1 protein-coding gene is annotated in these 12,839 nt (G+C 74.0%); it reads right to left on the bottom strand.

Annotation, left to right across the window (positions count from 1 at the left end; all coding sequences use genetic code 11):
• Positions 1-44: 44 nt before the first annotated feature.
• A complete protein-coding gene (locus HFV08_RS30510) occupies positions 45-12,500 on the bottom strand; it encodes a type I polyketide synthase (protein WP_168543805.1) in 12,456 nt (4,151 codons plus the stop codon).
• Between the last annotated feature and the right edge of the window lie 339 nt (positions 12,501-12,839).

The following is a 12,839-nucleotide window of genomic DNA, read 5'->3' as shown; positions in this document are numbered from 1 at the left end:
GGTCAGCCCTTCGAGAATCGGGAAAGCCGTGTCCGGGGGTCCGCTCAGGAGATCCCGAGTTCCCTGTCGATCAGCTCGAACATGTCCTGGTCGGAAGCGTCGACCAGTTCCTCGTCGACGGCCGCCTGCTCCGGCTCGTCGGTCGGGTGCGCCCACTCGTCGAGAAGGGCGCGCAATGCCTCGGCGAGTTCCTGCCGTTCCGCGGGTCCGGAGGCCTTCCGGTAGGCGTCGGCCACGCCCTGGAGGCGTGGATCGGTCCCGTCCCCGGGCCCGGCCTCCTCCGGCAGCAGCTCCTCGGCCAGGTGGTCGGCGAGCGCCTTCGGCGTCGGATGGTCGAAGACCAGGGTCGCGGACAGCTTGGCGCCGAGGGAGGTGCCGAGGCGGTTGCGCAGGTCGACCGCCGTCAGCGAGTCGAAGCCCATGTCGCGGAAGGCGCGGCCCGCCTTGACGCTCTCGCCGGGGCCGAGGGTGAGCACCGCGGCCGCGTGCGCCCGGATCACCTCGGTCAGGCGTCGCCGCCGCTTGTCCTGCGGCAGCGCGGCCAGCTCGCGCAGCAGCTCGTTCCCGCTCCCGGTGGCCGACTCCTCGGCTGCCTCCTCGGCCGCCCGCTCGGCCAACAGGGCCTGTACCTCGGGTACTTCGTCGAGCAGCGGACGGTGCCCGTGCACGCTGTACGCGGTCAGGAACCGGTCCCAGCGGATGTCCGCGACCACGAGGGCGCCCCGCGGGTCCGCGGCCGACTCGCGCACCGCCCGGACCGCCGACTCGGGCGGCATGGCGGGCACTCCGCGCCGGGCGAGGTTCTCGCCCACCTCGGCATCGACCATGCCGCCGCCGGCCCAGGCGCCCCAGGCGATCGCCGCGGCGGGCAGGCCCTCGGCGCGGCGGAGTTCGGCGAGCGCGTCGAGGTAGGCGTTGGCGGCGGCATAGGGGGCCTGTCCGGTGTTGCCCCACACTCCGGCCCCGGAGGAGAAGAGCACGAAGGCGTCCAGCGGCCGTCCGGCGAGCACCTCGTGGAGGTTGCGGGCGCCCGCGACCTTGGCGTGCATCAGGGCGACCGCGGTGCCGGTGTCCAGCTCGGTCAGCGGGCGGGCCAGGTCCACCGCACCGGCGGTGTGCACCACCGCCGTCAGCGGGAACTCGTCCGGCACCGTGCGCACCAGTTCCTCGACCGCGGCGCGGTCGGCGATGTCGCAGGAGGCGAGGGTGACCTCGCAGCCGAGGGCGGTCAGTTCCTGCTCCAGCTCCGGCGCGCCCGGCGCCTTCGCCCCGCCCCGGCTGACGAGCAGCAGGTGCTCGGCCCCGCTCCGGGCCAGGTCACGGGCGACATGCCCGCCGAGCGCCCCGGTACCGCCGGTGACCAGGACGGTGCCGCGCGGCTGCCACGGGGCGCCGTCCGCCGAGGGGTCCAGCGGAGCACGTACCAGCCGCCGGACGTGCACGCCTTCGGCGCGTACCGCGTACTCGGTCTCGCGCCCCTGGGTGCCCTCCGCGGCGAGCAGGGCGGGGACGGCGGACAGCAGGTCCTCGCCGACGCCGTCGGCGGGCAGATCGATCAGCCCGCCGCAGCGCTCGGGATCGTCGAGACCCGCCACCCGCAGCAGTCCCCGGACGGCCGCCTGCGCCGGGTCGGGCGCGGCCGTCCCGTCCACGGTCACCGCGCCGCGGGTGAGCGCCCAGAGCCTTCCCCCGCCGGCCTCGGTCAGAGCCTGGGCGAGCACGAGGGAGTCCACGACGCCGCGGGAGACCGCCGGGCTCCTCGGGTCGGACGTCTCGTCGAACGCCAGCAGGGACAGCACCCCGGCCGGCGGCTGCGCGTCGCGGGGACGCAGCCGGGAGACGAGCGCGGCGCGGTCGGCGGGCCCGGTCAGGGCGAGGACGTCGACCTCGGCCCCGGCCTTCTCCATCGTCTGCCGGACCGACTCGGCGAACTCCTCGTCGGCGCCGCTCTCGGGAGTGACGAGCAGCCAACTACCGTTCAGTTCACCGGAGTCGGAGGTGCGGTGTCCGCGCCAGGCGATGCGGTAGCGCCAGCCGTCCAGCGTCGAACGGTCGAGGCGTTCGCGCCGCCAGGACGACAGCAAGGGGACCACCTCACCCAGCGCACCCGCGTCCTCCGCACCCAGCGTCCGCCCCAGCGCGTCGAGATCATTCCGCTCGACCGACGCCCAGAACTCCGCCTCGACAGGGTCCACGGCCACTTCCGCGGGTGTCTTCGCGGACTCCAGCCAGTACCGCTGCCGCTGGAAGGCATACGTCGGCAGATCGACCCGCCGCGGCGACAACCCCGCGAACACCGGGGACCAGTCGACCTCCACGCCATGGGCCCACGCCTCACCGAGCGAGCCGTACATCCGCTCCAAGCCGCCCTGGCTCCGGCGCAGCGAACCCACCACGGCACCCTCGACGCCGACAGCCTCGATCGTCTCTCCGACCGGGACAGCGAGCACCGGGTGCGGACTGACCTCGACGAAGACGCCATGGCCCTCTTCCACCAGGGTGCGCACCACCGGCTCCAGCCGCACGCGGCTGCGCAGATTACGGAACCAGTAACCCCCGTCCGTCTCGCCGGACTTGACCCACTCCCCCGTCACCGTCGACAAGAACGGCACCTCGGGCTCCCGGGCCACCACGGGTGCGAGAAGCTGCGCCAACTCGGCCTCGATGGCGTCCACATGGGCCGAGTGCGAGGCGTAGTCCACCTCGATCCGACGCGTCCGTACGCCCAAGGAGTCGGCGACGCCCATCAGTTCGTCCAGGGCGCCGACGTCACCGGAGACGACGGTCGAGGACGGGCCGTTGACCGCCGCCACGGACAGCCGGGTACCCCAACGCCCCACCAGATCCTCGACCGCACCACTGCCCAGAGCGACCGACACCATCCCACCACGACCGGCCAACGGGGACAGCGCCCGACTGCGCAGTGCGACCACCCGGGCCCCGTCCGTCAGGCTCAACGCCCCGGCGACACAGGCAGCGGCAATCTCACCCTGCGAATGGCCGACAACCGCAGCCGGGCGCACACCGTACGACTCCCACAGAGCAGCGAGGGACACCATCACCGCCCACAGAGCGGGCTGCACCACATCCACCCGATCGAAGCCCGGCGCACCCTCCACACCCCGCACCACATCGAACAGCGACCACTCCACGAACTCATCCAGCGCCAGCGCACATTCACCAAAACGCTCGGCGAAAACCGGCGAGGAATCCAGCAACTCCACGGCCATACCGGCCCATTGAGCACCCTGACCCGGGAACACGAACACCGGCTTCGAACCGTTGGGATGGGACCCGGAAGCACCCGCCACACCCGAGGCGACCACTCCGCCCCCCAGGAGCACCGCGCGGTGCTCGAAGGCGCTCCGGCCCGCCACCAACGACCACGCCACATCCACCGGACGGAAGTCGCCGGTCCTGCTGAGGTCGAGGATGCGGCGGGTCTGCGCGGTGAGGGCCGCCTCCTCGCGAGCGGAGACGAGCAGCGGGATCTCGGCGCCGGGCAGGTCCGCGGCCTCCCCCGGCACAGCAGCGGGCGCCTCCTCGGGCGCTTCCCCGGACGTCTCCTCGGGCGCTTCCAGGATGACGTGGGCGTTGGTGCCGCTGATGCCGAAGGAGGAGACCGCGGCCCGGCGCGGACGGCCCTGCGGCTCGGCCCACTCCCGGGTGCTGTCCAGGAGTTCGACCGCGCCGCCCGACCAGTCCACGAAGGGCGAAGGCTCCTCCGCGCACAGCGACTTGGGCAGTGTGCGGGCGGCCATGGCCTGGACCATCTTGATGATGCCGGCCATGCCCGAAGCGGCCTGGGTGTGGCCGATGTTGGACTTCACCGAGCCCAGCCAGAGCGGCTGCTCCGGGTCCCGCTCCCGCCCGTACGTCGCGAGCAGCGCCTGCGCCTCGATCGGGTCGCCCAGCTTCGTCCCCGTACCGTGCGCCTCCACCACATCGACCCCGGAGGCGGGCACGCCCGCGTCGGCGAGGGCGGCGCGGATGACCCGCTGCTGCGAGGGGCCGTTGGGCGCGCTCAGTCCGTTGGAGGCACCGTCCTGGTTGACCGCGGAACCACGGACCACCGCGAGCACCTGGTGCCCGTTCGCCCGCGCGTCCGACAGGCGCTCCAGGAGCACGACACCCACGCCCTCGGCGAGGGCGAATCCGTCGGCCCCGGCCGCGAAGGGCTTGCAGCGGCCGTCGGGTGCGAGGGCCCGCTGGCGGCTGAAGGCGACGAAGGGGCTGGGGCCGGACATCACGGTGGCGGCCGCGGCCACGGCAAGGGTGCACTCGCCCGCGCGCAGGGCGCGGACCGCCAGGTGCAGCGCCACCAGCGAGGAGGAGCACGCCGTGTCCACCGTCACCGCGGGACCCTCCAGGCCCAGCGCGTAGGAGATCCGGCCGGAGGCCACACTGGCGGCGGCGCCGGTGGCGAGGTACCCCTCGTTCTCTCCGGAGGACTCGCGCAGCAGGGAGGCGTACTCCTGGTCCGTGAGGCCGACGTACACGCCGGTGGAGCTGCCGCGCAGGCGCTTCGGGTCGATGCCGCCGCGCTCCAGGGTCTCCCAGGTGGTCTCCAGGAGGAGCCGCTGCTGCGGGTCCATGGCGAGCGCCTCGCGCGGCGAGATGCCGAAGAAGCCCGCGTCGAACCCGGCGGGGTCCTTCAGGAAGCTGCTCTCGCGGACGTAGCTGGTGCCGAGGTGGTCGGGGTCGGCGTCGAAGAGGCCGTCCAGGTCCCAGCCGCGGTCGGCCGGGAACGGTGCGGCGGTGTCCGCCTCCTCGCGCACCAACCGCCACAGCTCCTCGGGGCTGCCCACCCCGCCCGGGTAGCGGCAGCCCATCGACACGATCACCACCGGGTCATCGGCCTCGCCCGCCGCCGCGCGGACGGACGCCGGCGCCGACTCCGCCGTGCTCGCGTCCCGGCCGAGGGCCTGCTCCTGTACGAAGGCCTGTTCCTGTACGAAGGCGGTGAGCGCGACGATGCTGGGGTGGTCGAAGACGACCGTGGTCGGCAGGGTGAGTCCGAGGGTGCGGCCGAGCCGGTTGCGCAGTTCGACGGCGGTGAGCGAGTCGAAGCCCAACTCCTTGAAGGCGGCCTCCCCGCTGAGTGCCCCGGCGTCCTGGTGGCCGAGGGCGGCGGCGACCTGACCGGCGACCAGGGTGTGCAGTGCCGCGGTACGCCGGGCCGGGTCGAGCGCCGCGATCTCGCGCAGTGCCGCGGTGTGGCCCCCGGCCGCCTCCGGCGTCCGCCGCTCGGGCACCGCGGGGCGCGCGCCGGGCAGTTCGTCGAGGAGCGGGCTGCGGCGGACGGAGGTGAAGACCCCGGCGAAGCGCCCCCAGTCGACGTCGGCCACGGCCACATAGCTCTCGTCCTGGTCGAGCGCCTGCTGAAGGCCGGCCACCGCGGTCTCCGGCGCGATGACCGGCACGCCGCGGCGCCGCAGATCCTCCTGGACCGATTCGGCGATCATGCCGCCACCGGCCCAGGGCCCCCAGGCGATCGAGGTCACGGGGCTGCCCTCGGCCCGCCGCTGCTCGGCCCGCGCGTCCAGTACGGCGTTGGCGGAACCGTACGCCGCGTGGTCGGCGACGCCCCAGGTCCCGGAGATCGAGGAGAAGTACACGACGGCGTCCAACTCGCGGCCGTCCAGGACCTCGTCGAGGTGGTCGGCGCCGAGGACCTTGCCGGAGAAGGTGGCGGCCAGGTCCTCCACCCGCACCTCCGCGAGGGGGCCGAGCACGCTGACTCCCGCCGCGTGCAGCACGGCTCGTACGGGGGTCCCCTCCGCGTCCAGACGGGAGACCAGTTCCGCCATGGCGTCCCGGTCGGCGGTGTCGCAGCCGGCGACGGTGAGCCGGGTGCCGTAGGGCTCCAGGTCCGCCCGCAGCGCGTCGAGATGCGGGGCGTCGCCGCGGCGGCCGGTGAGCACCAGGTGCTCGGCGCCGTTGCGGGCGAGCCAGCGTGCGAGGTGGCCGCCGAGCGCTCCGGTTCCCCCGGTGACGAGGACGGTGCCGCGCGGGGACCAGTCGCGCGCCGGGGGCCTGCCGCCGGTGGGCGCGGGGACCAGGCGGCGCCCGAGCACCTTCCCGTCCCGCAGGGCGAGTTGGTCCTCGTCTCCGTACCCGGCGAGGATCCCGGTGAGCCGGGCGAAGGTCTCGGCTCCGGCATCGGCGGGCAGGTCGACGAGTCCGCCCCAGCGGCCGGGGTGCTCCAGGGCCGCGACCCGGCCGAGTCCCCATACGCCCGCCTGGAGGGCGGCCGTGGGGGCGTCGCCCTGACCGGTGCCGACGGCACCCCGGGTCAGGAACCACAGCGGCGCCTCGATGCCGGTGTCGCCGAGCGCCTGGACCAGGGCGAGACCGGCCGCCAGGCCCAGTGGTACGGAGGCCTGTGCCGGGTGCGGCTCCTCGCGCAGCCCCAGGGTGGACAGGACACCGGCGAACTCGCCCGGCTCACCGGCCGTGGAGAGCAGGTCCGCGTAGCGGGCACGGTCGCCGTCGCGCACGGGCACCGGGAGCACGACCACGCGGTCCGCCCGCGCGGCGAGGGCCTCCCGCAGTCCGCCGGTGAGGGCGTCTCCCTCCTCGTCGGCCGGGGTGACGAGCAGCCAGGTACCGTGCAGCGCACCGGCAGCCGGAACCGCGAGCTCACGCCAGGCGATGCGGTAGCGCCAGCCGTCCAGCGTCGAACGGTCGAGACGCTCCCGCCGCCAGGACGACAGCAGCGGCACGACCTCACCCAGCGAGGCCGCGTCCTCCACACCCAGCGTCCGCCCGAGCGCATCGAGGTCGTTCCGCTCGACCGACGCCCAGAACTCCGCCTCGACGGGATCCACCGCGACCGCATCCGCGGCTGTCTTCGCGGACTCCAGCCAGTACCGCTGCCGCTGGAAGGCATACGTCGGCAGATCGACCCACTGCGGCAACAACCCCGCGAACGCAGGGGACCAGTCGACCTCGACACCGTGCGCCCACGCCTCACCGAGCGAGGCATACATCCGCTCCAGACCACCCTGATCCCGGCGCAGCGAACCCACCACGGCGCCCTCGACACCCGCAGCCTCGACCGTCTCGCCGACCGGGACAGCGAGCACGGGGTGCGGGCTCACCTCGATGAATACGCCGTGGCCCTCTTCCACCAGGGCGCGCACCACCGGCTCCAACTGCACACGGCTGCGCAGATTACGGAACCAATAACTCCCGTCCGTCTCCCCCGAGTTGACCCACTCCCCGGTCACCGTCGACAAGAACGGCACCTCGGGTTCCCGGGCCACCACAGGCGCCAACAGCCGCGCCAACTCCTCCTCAATGGCGTCCACATGAGCCGAATGCGAGGCGTAATCCACCTCGATCCGACGCGCCCGTACATCCAGAGACTCCGCCTGCGCCACCAACTCGTCCAGCGCATCCGCATCACCGGAAACCACCGTCGACGACGGACCGTTCAACGCCGCAACCGAGACACGACCCGGCCAACGCCCCGCCAACTCCTCAGCCCGCGCACGGTCCACCGCAACCGACACCATCCCGCCACGACCAGCGAGAGAGGTCAACGCCCGACTGCGCAGCGCCACCACCCGGGCCCCGTCCGTCAGGCTCAACGCCCCGGCCACACACGCGGCAGCGATCTCACCCTGCGAATGGCCCACCACGGCGGCCGGGCGCACACCGTACGACTCCCACAGCGCGGCCAGCGACACCATCACCGCCCACAACGCAGGCTGCACCACATCCACCCGATCGAAGCCCGGCGCACCCTCCACACCCCGCACCACATCGAACAGCGACCACTCCACGAACTCATCCAGAGCCGCCGCACACTCACCGAAACGCTCGGCGAAAACCGGCGAGGAATCCAGCAACTCCACCGCCATACCGGCCCATTGAGCACCCTGACCCGGGAACACGAAGACCGGCTTGGCACCGTCGGCCCCGGAAGCACCCGCCACACCCGAGGCGACCACCTCGCCCTCCACCACCACCGCGCGATGCTCGAAGGCGCTCCGCCCCGCCACCAACGACCACGCCACATCCACCGGACGGGGCTCCTGGGCGGCGACGTATTCGCGGAGCCGGTCGTGTTGGGCGGCGAGGGCGTCGGGGTTGCGGGCGGAGAGCAGCCAGGGCAACTCGGCTGCGGGGACCGCCGGTTCGGTGGGGGAAGCGTCCTGTGCGGCGGTGGGCGGCTGTTCCAGGATGACGTGGGCGTTGGTGCCGCTGATGCCGAAGGAGGAGATCGCGGCGCGGCGCGGACGGCCGTCCTCGGTGTCCCATGGGCGGGCGCTGCCGAGGAGTGCGACACCCCCGCTCGACCAGTCCACGATCGGTGAAGGCCGGTCCGCGTGCAGGGACTTGGGCAAGGTACCCGCGCGCATCGCCTGGACCGTCTTGATGACCCCGGCGACACCGGCCGCGGCCTGGGTGTGGCCGATGTTGGACTTCACCGAGCCCAGCCAGAGCGGGTTCTCGGCACCGTGTTCCCTGCCGTACGTCGCAAGCAGGGCCTGCGCCTCAATCGGGTCGCCCAGCTTGGTCCCCGTACCGTGCGCCTCCACCACGTCCACCTCGGACGGCGAGACCCCGGCGTCCGCGAGGGCGGCGCGGATCACCCGCTCCTGTGCCGGACCGCTGGGAGCGCTCAGCCCGTTGGAGGCGCCGTCCTGGTTGATGGCGGAGCCACGGACCACCGCGAGCACCCGGTGCCCGTTCGCCCGCGCGTCCGACAGGCGCTCCAGGAGGAGCACGCCGATTCCCTCGGCCCAGCCGGTGCCGTCCGCGTCGGCGGCGAAGGGCTTGCAGCGGCCGTCGGCCGCGAGCCCCCGCTGACGGCTGAACTCCACGAACATGCCGGGGCTCGACATGACGGTGGCTCCCGCCGCGAGGGCCAGGGAGCATTCGCCCGCGCGCAGGGCGCGGACCGCCAGGTGCAGCGCCACCAGCGAGGAGGAGCACGCCGTGTCCACCGTCACCGCGGGACCCTCCAGGCCCAGCGCATAGGAGATCCGGCCGGAGGCCACACTGGCCGTGGTGCCGGTGAGGAGGTGGCCCTCGACGTCCTCGGTGGCCTCGTGCAGCCGGGGGCCGTACTCGGCGGCGGTCGCTCCGACGAAGACTCCGGTGGGCGACTGGGCGAGGGAGCGGGGGTCGAGTCCGGCGCGTTCCAGGGTCTCCCAGACGGTTTCGAGGAGCAGGCGCTGCTGCGGGTCCATCGCCAGGGCCTCGCGCGGCGAGATGCCGAAGAAGGCGGCGTCGAACTCGGTGGCGGTGTCGAGGAATCCGCCGCTGCGGACATAGGTGGTGCCCGAGGTGTCGGGGTCGGGGGCGAAGAGGCCTTCCAGGTCCCAGCCCCGGTCGGTGGGGAACGGGGAGAGGGCGTCCGCCTCCTCCCGCACCAGGTGCCACAGCTCCTCGGGGCTGCCCACCCCGCCGGGGAGGCGGCAGCCCATGGAGACGATCACCACCGGGTCGTCCGCGTCGGCGGCGCCCGCTCCGGTCGGCTCGGGCGCGGTCTCCGTCTCCCCGGAGCCCAGGTGGTGCGCGAGGCGGGTCGGTGTCGGGTACGCGTAGACGGCGGTGGCGGGCAGGCTGCGGCCCGTCACGGATTCGAGGCGGTCGCGGAGTTCGACGGCGGTCACCGAGTCGAATCCCAGTTCCTTGAAGGAGAGTTGGGGGTCGATCTCGGTGGCGTCGTGGTGGCCGAGGACGACGGCGGCGTGGGCGCGGATCAGGTCGAGGGCGTTCTCGACGGGGGCGTCCGTCTCCGGGCCGGGGGTGGTGTCGGACTGCCGCACGGGGGCGGCTGCGGGTGCGGCCGGAGCCGCGGTGGGGGCCGCCGGGGCGTCGTCGAGCCAGTGGCGGCGGCGCTGGAAGGCGTAGGTGGGCAGTGTGACGCGGCGCGGTGCGAGGCCCGCGAAGAAGGGGGTCCAGTCGACGTCGGCCCCGCGCACCCAGAGGGCGGCGAGCGAGGTCTGGAAGCGTGCGGGGCCGCCGTCCTCACGGCGCAGGGTCCCGGTCACCACGGCGCTCTCGCGTCCGGCGGTGGTCTCCACGGTGTCCTGGACCGGCGCGGTGAGCACGGGGTGCGGGCTGACTTCGAGGAAGGCGCCGTGGCCAGCCTCGGTGAGGGTGCGCACCACCGGCTCCAGGAGCACCGGCTTGCGCAGGTTGTCGTACCAGTACGCGGCGTCGGTGTCCGGGCCCTGGATCCAGTCGCCGGTGACGGTGGAGAGGAACGGCACCTCGGGGGTGCGCGGGATGAGGGGGGCGAGCTGCCGCAGCATCTCCTCCCTGGCCGGTTCGACGTGCGGGGAGTGGGAGGCGTAGTCGATACCGACGCGGCGTGCGCGGATCTGCTCGCGCTCGGCCGTGGCGAGGATGTCCAGGACGGTGTCCGCGTCGGCGGAGACCACCGTGGAGGAGGGGCCGTTGAGGGCGGCGAGGGTGACGCGCTCGCCCCAGCGCGCGGTGAAGCGGCGGGTGTCGGCCTCGGTGAGGGCCAGCGAGACCATGCCGCTGAGCCCTTCGAGCGGGACCAGGACCTTGCTGCGCAGGGCGACGACGCGGGCGGCGTCCGCCAGGCCGAGCGCTCCCGCGACGCAGGCGGCGGCGATCTCGCCCTGGGAGTGGCCGACGACGGCGGCGGGCCGTACGCCGTGCGCCTGCCACTGCGCGGCAAGGGAGACCATGACCGCCCACAGGGCGGGCTGGACGACGTCCGAGCGGTCCAGGGAGGGGGCGTCCGGGTCGCCGCGCAGGACCGCCATCAGGTCCCAGTCGACGTGCGGGGCCAGGGCCTCGGCGCACTCGGCGAGCCGGGTGGCGAACGCCGGTGCCTCGGCGAGGAGTTGGCCCGCCATGCCGACCCACTGGCTGCCCTGCCCGGGGAAGACGAACACGGGGCGGTCGATGTCGCCCCGCACGGGTCCGGCGGGCAGGGCGGTGGCGAGGCCGCGCAGCAGGTCCCCCGGGTCGGTGCCGACGGCCACGGCGCGGTGCGGGAGGTGGGCGCGGGTCTCCAGGAGGGACCAGGCGGTGTCGACGGGGTCGGCGGGGTGCCGGTTGACGTGGTCGGCGAGGCGTTCGGCCTGGGCCTTGAGTGCCTGGGGGGTGTGGGCGGACAGCAGCCACGGAACGGTCGCGGGCGCCTCGCGCGGGGCGCGGGGCGCCTCCTCGGCGGCGGGGGCCTGGGCGAGGACGAGGTGGGCGTTGGTGCCGCCCATGCCGAAGGAGGAGACGCCCGCGAGCAGCGGCCTCTCGGGCGCGGCGGGGGTCCACGGTCCGGTGGCGGTCTGCACCCGGAGGTTGAGTCCGGCCAGGTCGACGGCGGGGTGCGGTTCACTGTGGTGCAGGCTCGGCACGAGGGTGCCGTGGGCGAGGCACAGCACGGTCTTCAGGAGTCCCGCGGCGCCCGCGGCGCCTTCGAGGTGGCCGATGTTGGTCTTCACCGAGCCGACGGCGAGCGGGGCCTCGCGGCCGTCCGCGCGGCCGAGGACGGTGCCGAGGGCGGTGGCCTCGACGGGGTCGCCGGCCCGGGTCCCCGTGCCGTGCAGTTCGACGTAGTCGAGGTGGGCGGGGTCGACGCCCGCGCGGGCGCAGGCCGTGCGCAGGACCTCCTGCTGGGCGGCGGCGTCGGGGGTGGTCAGGCTCCGGCCGGTGCCGTCGTTGTTGACGGCGCCGCCGCGGATCACGGCGAGTACCCGGTCCCCGTCGGCGACGGCGGCGGAGAGCAGCTTGAGGACCACGAGCGCACCGCCCTCGCCCCGGACGTAGCCGTTGGCGCGGGCGTCGAAGGTGTGGCAGCGGCCGTCCGGGCTGAGGGCGCCGAACTGGGCGGCGGCCCGGGTGCTGTCGGGGCTGAGGTTGAGGTGCACGCCTCCGGCGAGGGCCAGCGCGCTGTCGCCGAGGCGCAGGCTGTCGCAGGCCATCTGGACCGAGACCAGGGAGGAGGACTGGGCGCTGTCGACCGTGACGCTGGGGCCGCTGACACCGAGGGCGTAGGAGAGGCGGTTGGCGATGAGGGCGCGCTGGAGTCCGGTGAGGGTGTGGTGTCCGACGGCCTCGGAGCCGTGCCGGCGCGCCAGGTCGGCGTAGTCGCAGACGTCGGAGCCGATGTACACGGCGGTGCTGCGGGGGGCGTAGGTGGCCGGGATGCCCGCGTGTTCCAGGGCCTCCCAGCCCAGTTCGAGGACGAGGCGGGCCTGCGGGTCCATGGCGTCGGCCTCGCGGGGCGAGATACCGAAGAAGGCGGCGTCGAAGTCGGCGGGGGCGCGCAGGTATCCGCCGCGGTGCGGGGCGGTGCCGCCGTGCGGTGCCGGGTACCCCTCGGCGGGTGCTCCGGCGCGGCGGTCCTCGGGGGTGTCGACGACCGCGTCCCCGCCTCGTACGAGGAGGTCCCAGAAGGCAGCCGGGTCCTCGGCTCCGGGCAGTCGGCAGGCAAGGCCGACCACGGCCACGGGCTCGTGGCCCGGAGCGGATATCCGGGAGCAGCTGGGCACCGGCTCGTTCATCGAAGGCACTCCAAACACCAGAGCGTCGGGTGAGGGGGGCAGCCCACACAGTCGCACGTCAAATGGTGTGCGCCAGGCTGCCGTTAAACGCTCTAGGGGAATTCCTACAGCGCGCGGCGGCGGCTTTTCGGCGGGGCCGCGACGGCTTTGCGGGCCGCCTTTCGGCAGGGTTTCGGCGCGGCCGGACGGCAAAGACTAGGCGTATTCCCGAAACCCGCGCCGGGCGCTGGACGCGCGGCGGTGTCCTGCCGGGACGATGCGATGCATGGCCCGCACAGCGGGGAGACGGCCGTACCTGCCCGGCCCCGTGTGCCGGAGCCGCGCCGTGCTCACGGACGA

Origin of the sequence: Streptomyces physcomitrii (assembly GCF_012273655.1) — a bacterium.
GTDB lineage: Bacteria > Actinomycetota > Actinomycetes > Streptomycetales > Streptomycetaceae > Streptomyces > Streptomyces physcomitrii.
This window is presented reverse-complemented; position numbering and strand designations above follow the sequence as displayed.

Excerpts from the sequence above, each read along its gene's own strand:
- HFV08_RS30510 (WP_168543805.1), bottom strand. The coding sequence starts at position 12,500 with ATGAACGAGCCGGTGCCCAGCTGCTCCCGGATATCCGCTCCGGGCCAC.